Origin of the sequence: Kineococcus indalonis, assembly GCF_009906395.1 — a bacterium.
GTDB lineage: Bacteria > Actinomycetota > Actinomycetes > Actinomycetales > Kineococcaceae > Kineococcus > Kineococcus indalonis.
Window position 1 is genome coordinate 1 of record NZ_JAAALM010000006.1, and the last position, 19705, is coordinate 19705.

13 protein-coding genes are annotated in these 19705 nt (G+C 76.3%); 9 read left to right on the forward strand and 4 right to left on the reverse strand.

The window, feature by feature from the left end; translation table 11 throughout:
• Nucleotides 1-1222 (reverse strand): PucR family transcriptional regulator ligand-binding domain-containing protein (locus tag GTR00_RS00745; protein ID WP_166609755.1); only part of this gene is annotated, 1222 nt, incomplete at its 3' end.
• A gap of 146 nt (nucleotides 1223-1368) precedes the next feature.
• Between GTR00_RS00745 and GTR00_RS00750 the strand changes: the two genes are divergently transcribed.
• Nucleotides 1369-2775, forward strand: coding sequence for an aspartate aminotransferase family protein (locus tag GTR00_RS00750; RefSeq protein ID WP_166609756.1), 1407 nt, complete (start codon nucleotides 1369-1371; stop codon nucleotides 2773-2775).
• A 192-nt stretch (nucleotides 2776-2967) separates the two neighbouring features.
• Nucleotides 2968-4515: an APC family permease gene (locus GTR00_RS00755; RefSeq protein WP_166609757.1), complete on the forward strand. Its 1548-nt coding sequence runs from the start codon at nucleotides 2968-2970 to the stop codon at nucleotides 4513-4515.
• A 12-nt stretch (nucleotides 4516-4527) separates the two neighbouring features.
• Here the strand turns inward: GTR00_RS00755 and GTR00_RS00760 are convergent, their stop codons facing one another.
• Nucleotides 4528-7404: a beta-glucosidase family protein gene (locus GTR00_RS00760; RefSeq protein ID WP_205704762.1), complete on the reverse strand. Its 2877-nt coding sequence runs from the start codon at nucleotides 7402-7404 to the stop codon at nucleotides 4528-4530.
• A 272-nt stretch (nucleotides 7405-7676) separates the two neighbouring features.
• On the opposite strand from GTR00_RS00760, the gene GTR00_RS00765 reads away from it, so the two are divergent.
• From GTR00_RS00765 to GTR00_RS00775, 3 genes are read left to right on the forward strand one after another with little or no spacing between them, the layout of a single operon-like run.
• Nucleotides 7677-9368 carry an extracellular solute-binding protein gene (locus tag GTR00_RS00765; protein ID WP_166609758.1) on the forward strand — a complete coding sequence of 564 codons (1692 nt, stop codon included), beginning with the start codon at nucleotides 7677-7679 and terminating at the stop codon, nucleotides 9366-9368.
• 2 nt (nucleotides 9369-9370) lie between these two features.
• Entirely contained in the window at nucleotides 9371-10366 is a 996-nt protein-coding gene (locus GTR00_RS00770) for an ABC transporter permease (RefSeq protein ID WP_323132114.1), read from the forward strand.
• Nucleotides 10363-11325, forward strand: coding sequence for a carbohydrate ABC transporter permease (locus tag GTR00_RS00775; RefSeq protein WP_166609759.1), 963 nt, complete (start codon nucleotides 10363-10365; stop codon nucleotides 11323-11325). The genes GTR00_RS00770 and GTR00_RS00775 overlap by 4 nt, the downstream gene beginning before the upstream one ends.
• A gap of 21 nt (nucleotides 11326-11346) precedes the next feature.
• On the opposite strand, the gene GTR00_RS00780 is transcribed toward GTR00_RS00775, so the two are convergent.
• Nucleotides 11347-12399: a LacI family DNA-binding transcriptional regulator gene (locus GTR00_RS00780; RefSeq protein ID WP_166609760.1), complete on the reverse strand. Its 1053-nt coding sequence runs from the start codon at nucleotides 12397-12399 to the stop codon at nucleotides 11347-11349.
• Between the two features lie 262 nt (nucleotides 12400-12661).
• Here GTR00_RS00780 and yicI point away from each other — a divergent pair, with 262 nt between their 5' ends.
• On the forward strand, nucleotides 12662-14983 hold the full coding sequence (yicI, locus tag GTR00_RS00785; RefSeq protein ID WP_166609761.1) for an alpha-xylosidase: 2322 nt from the start codon (nucleotides 12662-12664) through the stop codon (nucleotides 14981-14983).
• A gap of 22 nt (nucleotides 14984-15005) precedes the next feature.
• Here the strand turns inward: yicI and GTR00_RS00790 are convergent, their stop codons facing one another.
• Complete coding sequence (locus tag GTR00_RS00790; RefSeq protein WP_205704763.1) at nucleotides 15006-16256, reverse strand: amidase family protein; 1251 nt, start codon at nucleotides 16254-16256, stop codon at nucleotides 15006-15008.
• Between the two features lie 45 nt (nucleotides 16257-16301).
• Here GTR00_RS00790 and GTR00_RS00795 point away from each other — a divergent pair, with 45 nt between their 5' ends.
• The 3 genes from GTR00_RS00795 to GTR00_RS00805 are packed head-to-tail and all read left to right on the forward strand — an operon-like array spanning nucleotide 16302 to nucleotide 19692.
• Nucleotides 16302-17597, forward strand: coding sequence for a pyridoxal-phosphate-dependent aminotransferase family protein (locus GTR00_RS00795; RefSeq protein ID WP_166609763.1), 1296 nt, complete (start codon nucleotides 16302-16304; stop codon nucleotides 17595-17597).
• Nucleotides 17594-18862 (forward strand): allantoate amidohydrolase, encoded by a 1269-nt coding sequence (locus tag GTR00_RS00800; protein ID WP_166609764.1) that lies wholly within the window; start codon nucleotides 17594-17596, stop codon nucleotides 18860-18862. The genes GTR00_RS00795 and GTR00_RS00800 overlap by 4 nt, the downstream gene beginning before the upstream one ends.
• A complete protein-coding gene (locus tag GTR00_RS00805) occupies nucleotides 18859-19692 on the forward strand; it encodes a MurR/RpiR family transcriptional regulator (protein ID WP_166609765.1) in 834 nt (277 codons plus the stop codon). The genes GTR00_RS00800 and GTR00_RS00805 overlap by 4 nt, the downstream gene beginning before the upstream one ends.
• The last annotated feature ends 13 nt before the right edge of the window (nucleotides 19693-19705 follow it).

The window sequence follows — 19705 nt, forward strand, 5'->3', positions numbered from 1 at the left end:
CCAGCCCCTCGCCGGCCGCCGCGAGCGTGCCGGCCACCGGCGCGGTGCCCAGCGTCAGCCCCCCGCCCGCGCCGCCCTCGGGCAGCGCCCGGCCCAGGCGCGCCAGCGCGTCGCCGGCCAGGGCGGCGGGCGAGGCGCTGACCAGCACCCCCACCACCCGCGGGCGCAGCACCCCGGCCAGGCCCTCCAGCCGGGCCGCCTGCAGGGCGCGCGGGGCGGCGGCGGCGACCTCGGCCTCGGCGCCCTCCGGCACGTGCACCGCCAGCGGCGCGAACGCCCCGCGCAGCGCCAGCCCGAGCGCGCGGGCCCGCGCGCGCAGCTCCGCCTCGTCCCCGCGCCGCCCGCGCAGCAGGTCGCGCAGCAGGTCGTCGTGCGCCCGGCGCGCCACCGCCGGGCCCGGCGCGGCGTGGCCGGCGGCGTCGCGCTCGAGCAGCTGCACCACCGTCAGGGTCTCCGCGGCGCGCTCCAGCACCAGCGCGCACCGCTCGCCGTCCCCGCCGGGCGCGGGCAGCACCAGCCGCCCCCAGCGCCGGCCCACCGGGCCCACGGGCGCGGTCAGCCAGCCCTCCGGCCCGGCGGCCGAGGGGCCCGGGGCGGCCGGGCCGGTGACCGTCGGCGCCGCCCGCGAGCGCGCCGTCCAGTCCAGCAGGACCTCCGCGGCGCCGCCGCCGGCGAACGCCACCGCGCGGTGCGCCAGGTCCTCCAGCACCACCACCCGCCCGGTCAGGGCGGCGGCGCGCCGCACCACCTCCTCCACGCCGGCGCCGCCGGCGCCCAGCGGGGCGAACTCGCGGTGCACGCGCTCGGAGAAGCGCAGGCGCTCGTACTGCTCGTTGAGGATGCGCGCGTGCACCTGCTCGGTGACCTCCACGAACCGCACGCTGGCGTGCAGCTCCACCAGCGGGAAGCCCGCCGCGGCCGCGGCGCGCACCAGCTCGCGCGGCAGCGCGCGCACGTGCTGGCCCAGCTCGACCACCAGGCCGACCGCGCCGGCGCCGGTGAGCGTGCTCAGGTAGCGGGCGGCGTCGAAGCGCGCGTCCAGCAGCCCCATGCCCGTGGACAGCAGCAGCTCCCCGCCGCCCAGGGTGCCGGCCACCTCGAACTGCTCGCTGACGTGCACCCAGCGCACCGGCGCGGCCAGGCCCGCCCCGCCCACCAGCACGCGCGGCGAGCCCGCCGCCAGCACGGGCAGCGCCAGGACGTCGGCGACGGTCGGCTCCACCCCCGGCAGGGTAGCCGCGCGTCCCGGCGCTGGACCGACGCGGCGTCGGCCGTGCGGCCGAAGCGCCGACGTTCCGTCGCTTGGCCCGGGCGCGCCGCGGGGCCAGGCTGGGCACGTCCGCGCATCCGACGACAGGGGGACCGGCGATGACCGTCACCGAGCAGGCCGCGAGCGCGCGGGGGGCCGCCCCGGGCGACCTGGCCGGCGCCGCGCGCGACCACCTGTGGATGCACTTCTCGCGCATGGGCGCCTACCAGGAGCGCCCCGCGCCCGTCATCGTCAAGGGCCGGGGCGCGCGCCTGTGGGACTCCACCGGCCGCGAGGTCCTCGACGGGCTGTCGGGGCTGTTCGTCGTGCAGGCCGGCCACGGCCGCGCCGAGCTCGCCGAGGTCATGGCGCAGCAGGCCGAGCAGCTGGCGTACTTCCCCGTGTGGGGCTACGCCACCGAGCCGGCGATCCGGCTGGCCGAGCGCCTGGCCTCCTACGCGCCCGGCGAGCTGAACCGGGTGTTCTTCACCACCGGCGGCGGCGAGGCCGTCGAGAGCGCCTGGAAGCTGGCCAAGCAGTTCTTCAAGCTCACCGGCAAGCCGATGAAGCACAAGGTCATCTCCCGCGCGACCGCCTACCACGGCACGCCGCAGGGGGCGCTGGCGATCACCGGCCTGCCCGCGATGAAGCAGGCGTTCGAGCCGCTCACGCCCGGCGGTTTCCGCGTGCCGAACACCAACATCTACCGCGCCGAGCGGATGGGCGCGCCCACCGACCCCGTGGAGTTCGGCCGCTGGGCCGCCGACCGCATCGAGGAGGCCATCCTCTTCGAGGGGCCCGAGACGGTGGCGGCCGTCGTGCTGGAGCCGGTGCAGAACTCCGGCGGCTGCTTCACCCCGCCGCCGGGGTACTTCCAGCGCGTGCGCGAGATCTGCGACCGCCACGACGTGCTGCTGGTCTCCGACGAGGTGATCTGCGCCTTCGGCCGCCACGGCACGATGTTCGCCTGCGAGAAGTTCGGCTACCAGCCCGACATCATCACCTGCGCCAAGGGCATGAGCTCCGGCTACGGGCCCATCGGGGCGATGATCGCCACCGACCGCCTCATGGAGCCGTTCCTGGAGGGCAAGACCTTCTTCCCGCACGGCTACACCTTCGCCGGTCACCCGGTCTCCGCGGCGGTGTCCCTGGCGAACCTGGACATCTTCGAGCGCGAGGGCCTGAACCAGCACGTCCTGGACAACGAGGAGGCGCTGGGGAACACCCTGCGCAAGCTGCTCGACCTCGACATCGTCGGCGACGTGCGCGGCGACGGGTACTTCTGGGCGGTCGAGCTCGTCAAGGACAAGGCGACGAAGGAGACGTTCGGGCCGGCCGAGCGCGAGACGCTCGTCAAGCAGTTCCTGCCCTCGGCGCTGTTCGCCAACGGCCTGTACGCCCGCCCCGACGACCGCGGCGAACCCGTCGTCCAGGTCGCGCCGGCGCTGACCTGCGGGCAGGCGGAGTTCGACGAGATGGAGGACGTGCTGCGCCGCACGCTCACCGAGGCCGGCCGGCTGGTCTGAGCCGGCCGCACCGGCGCCGCGCCCGCCGCGCGCGGCGCCGGTGCGCGCACCGCGCCGGTGTGCGCGCCGCGCCGGTGTGCGTTGTACTGGGGGAGGGGAGGAGCCGCCGCGGCGGCCGCTCCCCGGTGGGGCCACGCGTCCCGGGGTGCAGCAGGGCCGCCCGAACGGCTCGCGGCACGAGGGGACCAGCCGATGACCACCGAGCGGCGCCGGGCCGGCGCGCCGGAGCGCGACGACCGACCAGGACCCGGCGGGCGGCGCGGTCTGCGCCGCGACGTGGGCGCGGTGGGGGCGTTCGCGGCCGGGTTCTCCTTCGTCTCGATCCTCACCACGGTCTTCCAGCTGTTCTCCTTCGGGTACTCCTTCGGCGGACCGGCGTTCTTCTGGACCTGGCCCCTGGTCATCGCCGGGCAGTTGTGCGTCGCGCTGGTGTTCGCGGAACTCGCCGGGCACACCCCCGTGGCCGGCTGCATCTTCCAGTGGTCGCGCCGCCTGGCGGGCACGACGGCCGGCTGGTTCGCCGGCTGGTGGATGCTGCTGGGCTACGTCGTCAGCGTCGCCGCCATCGCGGTCGCCGCGCAGAGCGTCCTGCCGGAGGTCTGGAGCGGTTTCCAGGTCGTCGGCGGGGACCCGGCGCTGGACACCCGCACGGGCGCCACCAACGCCATCGTCCTGGGGGTGGTGCTCATCGCCCTGGCCACGGTCGTCGGCTCGCTCGGCGTGAAGGTGATGTCGGCGGTGAACGTCGTGGGCATCACGTGCGAGGTCGTCGGGGTGGTCCTGCTCGTCGCGCTGCTCCTGGCCCACGCCGAGCGCGGCCCGGAGGTCCTGCTGGACACCGGCGGCACGGAGGGCTCGGGCAGCTACGTGTGGCCGTTCCTGGCGTCCTCGCTCATGGCCGCCTACGTCATGTACGGGTTCGACAGCGCCGCCGAGCTGTCGGAGGAGACGAAGAACCCCCGCCGCACCACGCCGCGGGCGATCCTGCAGGCGGTCACCGCCTCGGCGGTCGGCGGGGCGCTGCTGCTGGTGGCCGCGCTGGTGGCCGCCCCCAGCCTCACCGACGGCCGCCTCGCCTCGGCCGGGATCTCCCACGTCGTGACCAGCCGGCTGGGCAGCACGCTGGGCACCGCGCTGCTCGTCGTCGTGGCGATCGCGATCGTGGCGGCGCTGCTGGCCATCCAGACCTCGGCGTCGCGGGTGGCGTTCAGCATGGCCCGCGACGGCGCGCTGCCGTTCTCCGAGCGCCTGGCGCACGTGCACCCGCGCACCGGGACCCCGGTCCGCGCCGCCGTCGTGGTGGGCGTGGCGGCCGTGCTGGTGCTGCTGGTCAACCTGGGCCGCGCAGGGGTGTTCACGGCCGTGACCAGCGTGTCGGTGGTGGTCGTCTACCTCGCCTACCTGCTGGTCACCGTCCCGGCGCTGGTGCGCCGCTCCCGCGACCGGCGCCACCCGCTGGCCGGCGCCGGTCCGCAGCCGCGGGTCGGCTTCAGCCTGGGCCGCTGGGGCTGGCCGGTCAACGTGGTGGCCGTGGTGTTCGGGGCGCTGATGGTCGTCAACATGGCCTGGCCGCGCGCGGAGGTGTACGCCCCCGAGGGCGGCCCGTGGTTCCTGCGCTTCTTCCCCGAGCTGTTCCTGCTGGTCACCGCGCTGGCCGGCGCGGCCGTGTTCCGCGCGCGCCGGCACCGCTTCGCCGAGGAGCTGGAGCACCAGCACGCCCGGGAGGTCGCCGCCCGCTGAGCGCACCGGCGCTCACCCGGCGTCGGCGCGCACCAGGTCGAGCTCGTCCAGCAGCGTCCCGCCCGGCAGCACCAGGCGCAGGTCGCAGCGCTCGCCCGCGGGCAGGTGCAGCGGCACGTCCACCTCGCCCCAGGCGCCGGCGGGCAGCGGCGCGCGCCCGGCGGGCAGCCACGCCCCCGAGGTCCCGCGCACCCGCACCACCAGCTCCTCCCCGGCGCGCGCGCCGCGCGCGCAGCAGCGCAGCGCCACCACGCCGGCCGCGGCGCACCCGGTGAACTCCAGCCACGCGCCGCCGCCGGGCAGCGCGGCGCGCACCGCGGTGCGCGCGGTGGTGCGCGCGGTGGTGCCCGGGCCCTCGCGCGGCACCAGCTCCACGCCGTCGCAGGCGTCGAACGCGCCGGCGCGCAGCAGCTCGCGCGGCGCGGGGGCCTCGCCGGTCACCGTCAGGGCCACCTCGGCGCGCACGTCCTCCGCCGAGGAACCCACCAGCAGGTGGTAGGTGCCGGGCAGCGCGCGGGTCTCGCCGCGGGCGACGTCGCGCACCGCCAGGCGCTCCACGGGCACCCGCAGCTCCACGCGCGCGCGGGTGCCGGGTTCCACGCGCACCCGCCGGTGCGCCACCAGGCGCCGGCGCGGGAACGGCACCGCCAGGCCCGGGGCGGTGGCGTACACCTGCACCAGCTCGGCGACGGCCCGCTCGCCCTCGCCCTCCAGCTCCACCTGCACCAGCACCTCCTCCCCGGCCGCCGCGGCGGGCGCGGAGGTGCGCACCGAGCGGTAGGTCACCCCGCCGTAGCCCAGGCCGTGGCCGAGGGGGAACTGCACGCCGCGCTCGGCCCAGGCGTACCCGGAGCGGGCGGTGAGGGCGTCGTGGTCGAGCAGGTCCGGCAGGTCGGCGTCGTCGCGGAACCACGTCTGCGGCAACCGGCCGGAGGGCTCGACCTCGCCCAGCAGCACGTCGGCCAGCCCCTCGCCGAGCTGCTGGCCGGCGTGGGAGGACCACAGCACCGCGCCGAGCCCGTCGAGCAGGCCGCCCAGGGCGTACGGGTAGGAGGAGACCAGCACGAGCACGGCGTGCGGGGCGACCTCGCGCACCGCCCGCACCAGCTCCGCGCTCGCGTGCGGCAGCGCCAGCGTCGCGCGGTCCTCGGTCTCGCGCCCGGCCACGTGCGGGTCGTTGCCGACCACGACGAGGACGTGGTCGGCGCCGGCGGCGGCCTGCACGGCGGCGGCGGTGCCGGCGCGGTGGGTGCGCAGCACGAACCGCGCGGCGCCCGCGCGCTCGGCGGCCTCGGGCACCAGCGCGCCGGTGGTCGGGTCGACGGCCACCCAGCGCCCGGTGCCCAGGTGCAGCAGCGCGCAGGTGCCGCCCTCGGCGTGCACGCGGAACGTCTCCTGCACCACCCAGCCCCCGACCCGATCGGCGGTGGCGGCCAGGGCGCCCTCCCCGCGGGTGACCAGCCGGCCGGTGGCCGCGTGCCGCAGCGTCATCACGCCGTCGGCCCACTGCGTCACCTCGAAGCGCGCGTCCTCGCCGGCGGCCCCGGCCGCGGCGAGCAGGGCCCCGTCGCCGGCGGCGGTGACGAAGCGGTCGGAGGCGGTGTGCCGCAGGCTGACCAGGTCGCTGCCGTCGGCGGTGCGCACCGCCTCCGCGCCGAGGCGCCCGCGCAGCGCGGCCACCAGGGAGGTGCTGGCGGTGGGGGTGCCGCTGTACCAGTCGGTGAGCACCGCGTCGGCCAGCGGCCCGACGACGGCGACGGTGCCGGTGCGCGGCAGGGGCAGCAGGCCGCCGCGGTTGCGCAGCAGCACCGCGCCGGCCGCTGCGGCCTCGCGGGCCAGCGCCACGTGCTCGGGGCGGCCGACGTCCTCGGCGCGCACGTCCGCGCACGCCGGCTCCTCGCCGTCCGGGAGCGCCCCCGGGTCGTCGAGCTCGCCGGTGCGCACCCGCAGCGTCAGCAGGCGCCGGGCGGCGGCGTCCACGTCCTCCTGGGCGATCAGGCCCCGCTCCAGCGCGGTGCGCAGCGCCCGCAGCGTCGGGCCGGGGTCGTCGCCGTCGTCGGTGAAGCAGTCCACCCCGGCCAGCAGGGCGGCGGCGTCGGCGGCGGCGAGGTCCGGCGCCCACCGCTCGGCGCGCACGAGGTTGCCCGGCGCCCCGGCGTCGGTGACGACCGCAAGGGCGTCGGGGTCGTCGGCCCAGGCGCGCAGGTGCTCGCGCACCAGCGGGCTGACGTGCGCGGGCACGCCGTCGACGAGGTTGTACGCCAGCATCGCCGCGCCGGCCACGCCGGCCTGCACCGGCCCGCGGAAGGCGGGCAGCTCGTGCTCGTGCAGGACGCGCTCGCGCAGCTGCGAGGAGGAGGTGGCCCGCCAGGACTCGTTGCCGTAGGCGAGGAAGTGCTTGAGGGTGGGGACGGTCTGCCACACGCGCGGGTGGTCCCCGCGCAGCCCGGCGCAGTAGCCGGTCGCCAGCTCCGCGGTCAGGTGCGGGTCCTCGCTGAAGCCCTCCTCGTTGCGCCCCCACAGCGGGTGGCGCAGCGGGTTCACCACGGGCGCCCACACGTTCAGGCTGACCGCGGGGTCGGCGAGGTGCTTGGCGCGCACCTCCCGGCCCACGGCGCGGCCCACGCGGCGCAGCAGGTCCGGGTCCCAGCTGGCGGCCAGGCCCACCGGCTGGGGGAACACCGTGGCCGGGCCCAGCCACGCCACGCCGTGCGCGGCCTCGGTGCCGGTGCGGAAGGCCGCCAGCCCCAGGCGGGGCACGGCGGGGGCGTGCTGGTGCAGCAGCGCCAGGCGCTCCTCGGGGGCGAGGCGGGCCAGCAGGTCGTCCACGCGCTGGCGCACGGGCAGGCGGGGGTCGCGGAACGGCAGGGTCATCGTCGGTCCCTTCACGTCGAAGCGCTTGCACGCTAGCGGCTGCGGGCGGGGGATCGCCACCACCCGGCGCGCCCCCGGGTTCCCGGGAGGTCTCCGGGAGCGCACGGCGAAACGGGGGGGATGCACTCCGCCGGTGCCGGACTCGCCGGGACTCCTTGTCAACCGGCGGTGACCGCCGTACGGTGGCCAACGATCGAAGCGCTTCGACCGGCAACGAGGCCCCCGTCGCGAGGACGCGGCACCGCGCCCGCGCTGATCGACGTCCGACATGAAGGAGTGTGGACACGATGGAGCAGCACACCCGACCGGCCCCCGCGCCGGACCGCGAGCACCGCGGCGGCCCGGCCCGGCGTTCCCTGCTGGGCACCGCCGTCGCCGGCGCCGCGCTGGCCGCGCTGCCCGGCGGGCTGGCGGCGTGCACCTCGCGCGAGGCCGGGGCCCAGCAGGACGACGGCCCGCTGACCGAGGCGGAGTTCGCCGCGATCATGCCGACCCACCAGCCGCTGACGCTGGCCGAACCGGACATCCCCGGCGTCGACGGCTCCACCCCCGGCTACACCACGCTGCCCGCCGCGCTGGTCAAGGCCGTGGACGGCGTGCCCGGCAAGGGCGGCACCTACACGGTGATGAGCCCGGCGTGGTGGACCACCCCGCCCGGCGCCGAGGACAACGCCTACTTCCAGGCGGTCAACGAGGCCCTGGGCGCCACGCTGGACTTCCAGATCGCCGACGGCAACACGTACGCCGACAAGCTCCAGGCGGTCCTCGCCTCGCCCAAGGACGTCCCGGACTGGGTCGTCATCCCCACCTGGAACATCCCCCCGCGCTTCCAGCAGGGCGTCTCGGCGCTGTTCACCGACCTCACCGACTTCATCGCCGGCGACGAGGTGCTGAAGTACCCCAACCTGGCGAACCTGCCCACCGACGCGTGGAAGTACTGCACCTTCAACGGGCGCATCTACGGCCTGCCCTACCCCGGTGAGCTGATCGGCAACGCGCTCTTCTACCGCCGCGACATCTTCGGCCAGCTCGGCCTGGCCGCGCCCACCAGCGCCGACGAGCTGCTGCAGGTGGCCAAGGACGCCACCGACCCCGCCGCCCGCCGCTGGGGCTGCGAGGACATCTGGGACGGCGCGCAGCTGCTCTTCGGCTGCACCGACTGGATGATGCAGGACGGCAACCTCATCAGCCGGTTCGAGAGCCCCCGCTACCGCGAGGCCATCGAGTTCATGCGCGAGCTCTTCGCCTCCGGCGCCGTGCACCCCGACGCGGTGGCCGGCAACACCCAGCAGGCCAAGGACCGCTTCGAGGCCGGGCAGACCGTCATCTCCGCCGACGGCCTCGGCGGCTGGCACGAGGCCCTCACCCGGGTCCTGCCCTCCAACCCCTCGTTCGACCAGCAGCCGATGGACTGGTTCGCCCCCGACGGCGGGGCGCCGACCCTGTACAAGGGCGCGCCGGTCAACATCTTCAGCTTCCTCAAGAAGACCGACGACGCCGCGGCGGTCGAGGAGATGCTCGCGATCGCGAACTACATCGCCTCCCCGTTCGGCTCGGAGGAGTTCCAGCTCGTCAACTACGGCGTCGAGGGCGTCACCTTCGAGCGCGACGCCGCCGGCGCGCCGGCGCTCAACGAGCGCGGCAGCACCGAGGTCACCTCCACCTACGGCTTCCTCGTCAGCCCGCCCATCGTCAACGCCAAGGTGCAGTTCCCGCAGTACGTGCGCGACTTCTGCGACTGGATGGCCCGGCAGGCCCCGCACGTGGTCGAGCCGGTCTTCTACGGCCAGCAGATCCAGGACCCCAGCCAGTTCAGCTCCCTGGGCAAGCCGTTCGACGACTTGGCCAAGGACATCATCCGCGGCCGCAGCGACGTCTCCGAGTTGGACGCCGCGGTGAAGAACTGGCGCAGCAGCGGCGGCGACGAGCTGCGCGCCTACCGCGAGAAGTTCCTCACCGGTGACGAGGCGGCGAGCTGACCGTGGCCTCCGGCACCCGGGTGGAGCGCCCGGGCGAGCGGGCCGAGCAGGCCCGCCCGCCCCGGGCGCGTCGCGCGCCCAAGACGCGGACGGGGCACCTGGCACGGCTGCGGCGCGACCGCAGCCTGCTGCTCATGTGCCTGCCGATGGTGGTGCTGCTGCTGGTGTTCGCGTACGTCCCCATCGCCGGCAACGTCATCGCCTGGCAGGACTACTCGCCCTTCACCGGCATCCGCGCCAGCCCGTTCGTCGGCTGGTACAACTTCGAGCGCGTCTTCACCGACCCCGCGTTCTGGGCGGCGGTGCGCAACACCCTCGTCATCACGCTGTTCCAGCTCGTCTTCTTCTTCCCGATCCCCATCGCGCTGGCGCTGCTGCTCAACAGCGTGCTCAGCTCCCGGGTGCGCGTGACCGTGCAGTCGATCGTCTACCTGCCGCACTTCTTCTCCTGGGTGCTGGTCGTGTCGATCTTCCAGCAGATCCTGGGCGGCGCCGGGCTGCTGAACCGGCTGCTGGAGGCCGCGGGCTTCTCCGGCGTCGAGATCGTCACCAACCCCGACACGTTCCTCTTCCTCATCACCTCCCAGGCGGTGTGGAAGGACGCCGGGTGGGGGATCATCGTGTTCCTCGCGGCGCTGGCGGCGGTCGACCCCTCGCTGTACGAGGCCGCGGCCATGGACGGCGCGAACCGCTGGCGGCGCATGTGGCACATCACGCTGCCGGCGCTGAAGCCCGTCATCGTGCTGCTGCTCATCCTGCGCCTGGGCGACGCGCTCACCGTCGGCTTCGAGCAGCTCATCCTGCAGCGCGACGCGGTGGGGCAGGGCGTGGCCGAGGTCCTGGACACGTTCGTCTACTACCGCGGCGTGCGCAACGGCGACTGGAGCTACGCGGCGGCCGCCGGTCTGGTCAAGGGCGTGGTCAGCCTGGTCCTGGTGCTGGCCGCCAACAAGGTCGCGCACGTGTTCGGCGAGCAGGGGGTGTACTCGAAGCGATGAGCGTCACGAACCAGAACGCCCCGCAGGACGTCAACGGCCTCGGACCGGTGCCCGAGGAGCGGCTGCGCGTGCGCAGCTCGGCCCGTCCCGTGTGGGACGAGGAGCCCACCGCGGCCGGCAAGGGCCTCAAGGGCCTGGCGCTGGTGCTGATCTGCGCGGCCGTGGTCGTTCCGCTGTACACGGTGCTGCTGACCAGCCTGTCCACCCAGGCCACCATCACCGAGGCCGGTGGCCTGGTGCTGGTGCCCGGGGAGCTGACGCTGGAGGCCTACCGGCAGGTCCTCAGCGGCGGTGTCGTCACCCGCGCGGTGCTGGTCAGCGTGGGCATCACCGCGGTGGGAACCGCCGTGAGCATGGTGGTCTCGGTGCTGGGCGCCTACGGGCTCTCCCGGCCCGGCTCCTACGGGCACCGGGTGGTCCTGTTCACCCTGCTGATCACCATGTTCTTCGGGGCCGGGATGATCCCGACCTACCTGCTGGTGAGCAACCTGGGCCTGATCGACAGCTACTGGTCGCTGATCCTGCCCACGGCCGTCTCGGCGTTCAACGTCCTGCTGCTGCGCGGCTTCTTCACCGGCATCGACGCCTCCCTCATCGACTCCGCCCGCATCGACGGCGCCGGCGACTGGCGGATCCTGGCGCAGATCGTGCTGCCGATGTCCAAGGCCGTCACCGCCGTCATCGCGCTCTTCTACGCGGTGGGGTACTGGAACTCCTTCTTCCAGGCGACCCTGTACATCAACGACGCGACCAAGCAGCCGCTGCAGGTGGTGCTGCGCTCGTTCGTGCTGCAGGGGGTGGACGTGCCCGGCGCCGTCGACGTCGGCTCCGGGCAGGTGGCCTCGCTGGCGGTGCAGATGGCCGTGGCCGTCATCGCCATCGTGCCGGTGCTGCTGGTCTACCCCTTCGTGCAGAAGCACTTCAGCTCCGGCGTGATGATCGGCGCCGTGAAGGGCTGAGCGCCCGGCCGCCGGAGCGGCTCAGGCGCTCGCGCGACGCGCCCCGCGGCCCCGGCCGCGGGGCGCCCGCACGCCCGCCCCCGGTGCGGCGGTGCTGCCGGCGTCGGCCAGCACCGCGGCCAGCAGGCGCGTCTCGCAGGTGCGGTCGCCGCCGATGCGGGCCACGAGCATCTCCACCGCGATGCGGCCGATGTCCAGGGCCGGGATGTCCAGCGAGGTCAGCGCCCGCGGCAGGTGGCCACCGGCGCTGGCGGCGATGGTGACCACCGAGACGTCGCCGGGCACGTCCAGGCCCTCCTCGGCCAGCACCGCCAGCAGCGCGGGCAGCGCGGCCTCGTTGTGCACCACCAGGCCGGTGGTGCCGGGCAGCTGCTCGCGCACGGCCGCCAGCGCGGCGCGCACGCCCTCCACGCCCGGCTCGCACGGCACGTGGACCCCCTGGGCCCCGGCGCCCCGGACGGCCTCGCGGAAACCGTCGCGGACCCGCTCGGCGTACCCGGCGTGCCGGTCCAGCGAGCGCGCGGGGGAGGCCAGCACCGCGACCCGCCGGTGCCCCAGCCCCGCCAGGTGCCCCACCGCCGCACGCGCGGCCCCGGCGAAGTCGAAGTCCACGCAGCTCAGGCCCCGCGGGTCGCGCGGCACGCCGATCAGGACGGTGGGGCGCTCCAGGGAGGTCAGCACCTCCACGCGCGGGTCGTCGGCGGTGATGTCCATGACGACGAGGCCGTCGACGAGCGAGCCGTTGCTCACCCGGTGCAGCCCGGCGTCCTCCTCCTGCGTCAGCAGCAGCACGTCCAGCTCGTGCCGGCGCGCGGTCGTGGTGACCGAGCGCACGAACTGCATCATCACGTTGACGTTGACGTCCTCGCGCAGCGGGACCACCAGGCCCAGGACGTCCGTGCGGTTGGAGGCCAGCGCTCGCGCACCCGCGTGCGGGCGGTACCCCAGCTGCTCGATGGCGCGCTCCACGCGCGAGCGGGTGGCGGGCGAGATGGTCCGCTTGCCGCTGAGGACGTACGAGACGGTGCTGGCGGACACGCCCGCCGCCGCGGCGACGTCCATGATGGTGGTCACGAGAACTCCTCGGTCCGGCGGCGCGCGGGCGCGCGGTGCGGGAACGGTACCCCGCGCGGTGCGCGCCCCGCCCGGGCCTGGACACGGGGGGTCCGGGTGACTACGTTTGTTGAAGCGCTTCGACACTGCGGTCGGCCCGGGACGGGGGAACCCTCCCGGCGACGGCGGGCACGGCCCGGGAACCCGGTCGTCCCCGACCCGGGAACCGCTGCACGAGCCCGGAACCGCTGCGCGACCACCCCGACCCCGTGGAGGAGACCCCGTGAAGTTCACCGACGGGTACTGGCTGCTGCGTCCCGGGCTGCAGGCCCTGCGGGCGCGCGCCGTCGACGACGTGGAGGACCTCGGCGACGCGCTGCGCGTGTTCGCGCGCACCCGCCCCGGCGACGGGCGCGGCGACACCCTGAACCAGGCCCTCATCACCGTCACGCTCACCTCGCCGGCGCCCGACGTCATCGGCGTGACGGTCGAGCACTTCCGCGGCGGCGTCGAGCGCGGCCCGCGCTTCGCCCTGCAGCACGAACCCACCGACGTCGTCACCGCCGTCGACGAGCACGAGGCCCGCCTGACCTCCGGCGGCCTCACCGCCCGCGTGCGCCGCGACGGCTCCTGGGCGCTGGACTTCCTCGCCGGCGGGCGCCGCCTGACCGGCTCCGCGGACCGCAGCCTCGGCGTCGTCACCGACGAGCAGGGCCGCACCTTCGTGCACGAGCAGCTCGAGCAGGCCGTCGGGGAGCACTCCTTCGGGCTGGGGGAGCGGTTCGGGGCTTTCGTCAAGAACGGCCAGTCGGTCGACGTGTGGAACGCCGACGGCGGCACCAGCAGCGAGCAGGCCTACAAGAACGTCCCCTTCTACCTCACCGACGCCGGCTACGGCGTCTTCGTCGACCACCCCGGTCTGGTCTCCTTCGAGATGGGTTCCGAGGCCGTCTCGCGCAACCAGTTCTCCGTCGAGGGCCAGGAGCTGACGTACTACGTCATCCACGGCCCCAGCCCCAAGGACGTGCTGCGCCGCTACACCGCCCTCACCGGCCGCGCCCCCCGCGTGCCGGCGTGGTCGCTGGGCCTGTGGTTGTCGACCTCGTTCACCACCGACTACGACGAGGCCACCGTCACCTCCTTCGTGCAGGGCATGGCCGAGCGGGACATCCCGCTGTCGGTGTTCCACTTCGACTGCTTCTGGATGCGCGCCTACCACTGGTGCGACTTCGTGTGGGACCCCGCCACGTTCCCCGACCCCGAGGGGATGCTCGCCCGGCTGAAGGAGCGCGGCCTGCGCACCAGCCTGTGGATCAACCCCTACGTCGCCCAGCGCTCGCACCTGTTCGACGAGGGCGCGCGCCTGGGGCACCTGGTGCGCCGGCCCGACGGCGGCGTGTGGCAGTGGGACATGTGGCAGGCCGGGATGGCGCTGGTGGACTTCACCAGCCCCGCCGCCACCGCCTGGTTCCAGTCGAAGCTGGAGGCGCTGCTCGACGCGGGCGTGGACGCCTTCAAGACCGACTTCGGCGAGCGCATCCCCACCGACGTCGTCTGGCACGACGGCTCCGACCCGGAGTTCATGCACAACCAGTACGCCCAGCTCTACAACGCCGCGGTCTTCGAGGTGCTGCGCCGCCGCCGCGGCGAGGGCGAGGCCGTCGTCTTCGCCCGCGCCGCCACCGCCGGCGGGCAGCAGTTCCCCGTGCACTGGGGCGGCGACTGCGAGTCCACGTTCCCGGCCATGGCCGAGTCGCTGCGCGGCGGGCTGTCGCTGGCGCTGTCCGGGTTCGCGCACTGGAGCCACGACATCGGCGGTTTCGAGGGCTCGCCCGACCCGGACGTGTTCAAGCGCTGGGCCGCGTTCGGGCTGCTGTCCTCGCACTCGCGGCTGCACGGCTCCGGCTCCTACCGGGTGCCGTGGCTGGTCGACGAGGAGTCCGTGGACGTCGTGCGCACCTTCACCCGGCAGAAGATGCGGCTGGTGCCGTACCTGCTCGCCGCGGCCGAGGAGGCCGCCACCACCGGCGTGCCGGTCATGCGCCCGATGGTGCTGGAGTTCCCAGACGACCCCGCCGCCGTCGTGTGCGACCGGCAGTACCTGCTCGGCCCCGACCTGCTCGTGGCACCGGTGTTCGCCGCCGACGGCGAGGTGAGCTACTACCTGCCCGAGGGGCAGTGGACGGAGTTCGCCACCGGCCGGCGGGTCCGCGGCGGCCGCTGGGTGCGGCGCACGGTGCCCGTCGACGAGGTGCCGCTGCTGGCGCGCCCCGGTGCCGTCGTGCCGGTCGGCGCCCACGACGACGGCCCCGAGTACGCCTGGAACGACGGGGTGGAGCTGCGGGTGTTCGCGCCCTCCGACGGCGACGTGCGCCGCGTGAGCGTGCCCGCGCCCGGCGGCGCGGAACCGGCCGTGTTCGAGGTGCGCACCAGCGGCGGGCAGACCACCGCCGAGCTCGTCTCGGGCACCTCGCGCGACTGGCGCCTCGTGGTCGTGCCCGACCCGGACGCGGTGCCGGACGCGGTGCCGGACGCGGTGCCGGTCGCGCGCATCGGCGCCCCGCGCTCGGGCACCGGCGAGCTGGAGCCCGCCGCGCAGAACTGAGCGCGCGCCGCCGCGGGGGACCTCAGCCCCCCGGCGGCGCCCCCTCGCCCAGCAGCCCCAGCAGCGAGCGGTCCTGCCCGCGCGGGGCCAGCACGCACAGGCCCACCGGCAGGCCCTCGGCGCGGGCCCCCGGCAGCCCCAGCGCGGGCACCCCCGCCTGGGAGGCCAGGGTGCTCAGGCGCAGCGTGCCCGCGCGCGCGGCCTCGAAGCCCTCGGCCGTGGAACCCGCGGGCGGCGCGGGGGTGGCGGTGCTCGGCAGGCACAGCCACCCGCCCCCCAGCACCGCGTCCAGGCGGGCGCGGGTGCGCGCCACCACCGCGCGCGCCGCCGCCAGCTGCGCGCCGCTCACGTCGCGCCCGGCGCGGAAGCGCGCTTCCACCGGCGCCGACAGCGCCCCGGGGTGCGCCTGCACGAAACCGCCGTGCCGCTCCCACGCCTCGGCGGCCTGCACGGTGCGGAACGCCGTCGTCCACGCCTCCACCTCCCCGGCGGTGAAGTCGGCGGTGGCCCCGCCGGCGGGGCCGTCCTCCAGGTCGCGCACCGGCACGTCCAGCCGCGCCGCCAGCGCGTCGAGCGCCCCCCGCACCGCCCGGGCCGTGGCCGGCTCGGCCAGCCCCAGCAGGCGCCGGCTGCGCAGCAGCGCCGCCGGCCGCTGCTGCGCAGCCGGCGGCAGCAGCACCCCGGCGGCCCGGGCCAGCAGCGCGGCGTCGCGGGCCAGCAGGCCGGCGGTGTCGAACGAGGGCGCCAGCGGCAGCACCCCGGCCAGCGGCACGACGCCGTGGGTGGGGCGCCAGGCGTGCAGGCCGCAGAACGAGCCGGGCACCCGCAGCGACCCCGCGGTGTCCGTGCCCAGCCCCAGGTCCGCCTCCCCGGCGGCCACGGCGCTGGCCGGCCCGGAGGTGGACCCGCCCGGCACGCGGCCGGGCGCGGCGGGGTTGGGCGGGGTGCCGTGGTGGGCGTTGACGCCCGTGAGGGAGAAGGCCAGCTCGTCGGTGTGCGCGATGCCGCGCACGTGCGCGCCCGCGTCCAGCAGCGCCTGCAGCACCGGGGCGCTGGCCGCCTCCACGGGGGCGCCGGCCAGCCACGCGGGCACCCCGGCGCCCACCCGCTGCCCGGCGACGGCGACGTTGTCCTTCACCGCCACGCGCACCCCGCGCAGCGGGCCGGTGCCGGAGCCGGCCGGCAGCGCCCCGCCGTCCCCGCCCGGCACCCGCCAGGCGCCGCCGGTGCCCGCGCCCCCGGCTCCGGCCGGTCGCCGCTCCGCCACGCTCACGGGTCCTCCTCGCAGGCTGGTGTCCTGGAACGATCGTTGCATACGATGGTCCACGTGGAACAGGTGATCCGTCGCACGTCCGTGGGCGCCCCGGTCGCGCCGCCGCCCCGCCTGCTCATGGGGCCCGGGCCCGTCAACGCCGACCCGCGCGTGCTGCGCGCGATGTCCGCGCAGCTCGTGGGCCAGTACGACCCCGCCATGACCGCCTACATGGACGAGACGAGCGCGCTGTACCGGGAGGTGTTCCGCACCCGCAACGAGGCCACCGTCCTGGTCGACGGCACCTCCCGCGCCGGCATCGAGGCCGCCCTGGTCTCCCTGCTCACCCCCGGCGACCGCGTGCTGGTGCCGGTCTTCGGCCGCTTCGGGCACCTGCTGCGCGAGATCGCCGAGCGCTGCGGCGCCGAGGTCCACGTGGTGGAGGTGCCCTGGGGCGAGGTGTTCGGCCTCGAGGCGATCGAGGAGGCCGTGCGCGCGGTGCGCCCGAAGCTCGTCGCCCTCGTGCAGGGCGACACCTCCACGACGATGAACCAGCCGCTGGAGGGCGTCGGGGAGGTCTGCCACCGCCACGGCGCGATGCTCTACGTCGACGTCACCGCCTCCCTGGGCGGCAACGCCTTCGAGATGGACGCCTGGCAGGTCGACGCCGCCACCGCCGGGCTGCAGAAGTGCCTGGGCGGGCCCTCCGGCAGCGCGCCCGTCAGCCTCTCCCCGCGCGCGGTGGAGGTGGTCCGCTCGCGCAGCAGCGTCGAGGCGGGCCTGCGCGCCGACCCCGGCACCGCGGGCGCCGCCCCCGCCGCCGCGCGCATCCGCTCCAACTACTTCGACCTGGGCATGGTCCTGGACTACTGGGGCCCGCAGCGGCTGAACCACCACACCGAGGCCACCACCATGCTGTACGGCGCGCGCGAGTGCGCCCGCCTGCTGCTGGAGGAGGGCCTGGAGGCCTCCGTCGCCCGGCACCGCCTGCACGGGGAGGCGGTCCTCGCCGGCGTGCGGGGCCTGGGCCTGCGGGTGTTCGGCGACGTCGCGCACAAGATGCACAACGTCGTGGCCGTGGAGGTCCCCGACGGCGTGCGCGGCGAGGACGTGCGCGCCGAGCTGCTGCACGACTACGGCGTCGAGATCGGCACCTCCTTCGGCCCGCTGGCCGGGCGCGTGTGGCGCATCGGCACCATGGGCCACAACGCCCGCAAGGACGCCGTGCTGCTCACCCTGGCCGCCCTGGAGCAGGTGCTGCGCCGGCACGGCGCCCCGGTCGAGCCCGGCGGCGGCACCGCCGCGGCGCAGGGGGTCTACGCGACGGCCGGCGCGGCGACGGGGGCGGGGGAGGGCGCGTGAGCGCCCCCGCGCCCGCCCGCACCGGCGCAGCGCGCGTCCTGGCGCGCTGCGACGAGCTCGCCGCGGTCTCCGCCAGCCCCCACGGCATCGAGCGCACCCACCTGACGCCCGAGCACGCGCGCGCCGACGAGCTGGCCGCCGGCTGGATGGGACGGGCCGGCCTGGGCACCCGGCGCGACGCGGCGGGCAACCTCTGGGGCCGGCTGGAGGGCCGCGAACCCGGCCTGCCCGCCCTCGTGCTCGGCTCGCACCTGGACACCGTCGCCGACGCCGGGCGCTACGACGGGGTGCTCGGCGTCCTCAGCGCGGTCGAGGTCGCCGAGCGGCTGCGCGGGCGCGCCGGGCAGCTGCCGTTCGCGCTGGAGGTCGTGGCCTTCTCCGACGAGGAGGGCACCCGCTTCGCCACCGCCCTGACCGGCAGCAGGGCCGTGGCCGGGCAGTGGGACGAGGACTGGTGGGAGCGCGCCGACGCCGACGGGGTGACCGTGCGCGAGGCCGCGCTCGCCTTCGGGCTGGAGCCCGCTCGCGTGGGCGAGGCCGCCCGCCGCCCCGAGGAGCTCGTGGGCTACCTGGAGCTGCACATCGAGCAGGGCCCGCACCTGGAGGCCGCCGACCGCGCGCTCGGCGTGGTCACCTCCATCGCCGGCGCGCGCCGGTTCACCGGCCGCGTCACCGGCGAGGCCCGGCACGCCGGCGGCACCCCCTACCCCAGGCGGCGCGACGCCCTCGTGGCCGCCGCCGAGGTGGTGCTGGCCGTGGAGCGCCTGGCCGTCGAGCTCGGCGGCATCGCCACCGTCGGGCGGCTGCAGGCCTTCCCCGGCGGGGTGAACGTCGTGCCCGGCCTGGTCGAGCTCACCCTCGACGTGCGCGCCGAGCACGACGCGCTGCGCGACGAGCTCGTCGAGCGCATCGCGCGGCACGGCGAGCGCACCTGCCGCGCCCGCGGCACCGCGTTCGAGCTCGTCGAGACCCACGCCGCGCCCGGCGTGACCTGCGAGCCCGCCCTGTCCGCCTCGATCGCGGCGGGCATCGCCGCCGCCACCGGCGACGCCGCGCCGCCGCGGCTGTGGAGCCGCGCCGGCCACGACGCCATGGCCCTGGCCGCGATCACGCCGGTGGCGATGCTGTTCGTGCGCTGCGAGGACGGCATCAGCCACGCGCCGGGGGAGGCCGTCACCGCCGCCGACGTCGCCGCCGGCGTGGACGCCCTCGAGGCCGCGGTGCTGGACGTGGCCGCGCGCCGCGCGGCGCCGCCGCGCCCGTGAGCGCCGGCCTGCCCGAGCGCGTGGCGCAGGTCTACGGCGAGCTGGGCCCCGGCGAGCGCCGGGTCGCCGACTTCGTCCTGGACCACCTCGCGGAGGTCCCCGGCTACAGCGGCGCGGAGCTGGCCGAGGCGTCGGGGACCTCCAAGGCCACCGTCAGCAGGTTCTTCCGCAGGCTGGGCTTCGAGACCTTCGCCCAGGCCCGCGCGCACGCCCGGGACCGGGCCCGCACCCGCGGCGCGCCCGTGGGCGGCCTGCCCGGCGGCGACCCGCTCGCCGCGCACCTGGAGCACGAGCGCCGCGCCCTGGACGCCCTGGCGCTCGCGCTGGCCGGCGGCACCGTCGCCGAGGTCGCCGCGCTCGTGGCCGCCGCCCGCCGCGTCCTGGTGGTCGGCTGGCGCAACAGCTACCCGGTCGCGCTGCACCTGCGCGAGCAGCTCCTGCAGGCGCGCGCCGACGTGGGCCTGGCCCCGCAGCCGGGGCAGACGGTGGCCGAGGAGGTCGCCGCGCTCGGCGAGCGCGACGTCCTCGTGGTGGTGGCCTTCCGCCGGCGCACCCCGGCCGTCGGCGAGCTGCTGCGGGCCGCCGCGGCGCTGGAGGTGCCGTGCGTGCTGCTGGCCGACCCCGGGGCCCGCGCGCTGCACGGCCTGGTGCGCCACCGCCTGGAGGTGCCCCTGGGCGGTCCCGGCGCCTTCGACAGCTACGCCGCGCCCATGGCGGTGGCCGCCGTGCTCGCCGAGGCGGTGCTGGCCCGCTGCGGGCGCGGCGGTCGCGAGCGCGTCGCCGCGGTCGCGCGCGCCCACGAGGCGCTCGGGGAGCTGGACGGCGCCTGAGCGGGCCCCCGGC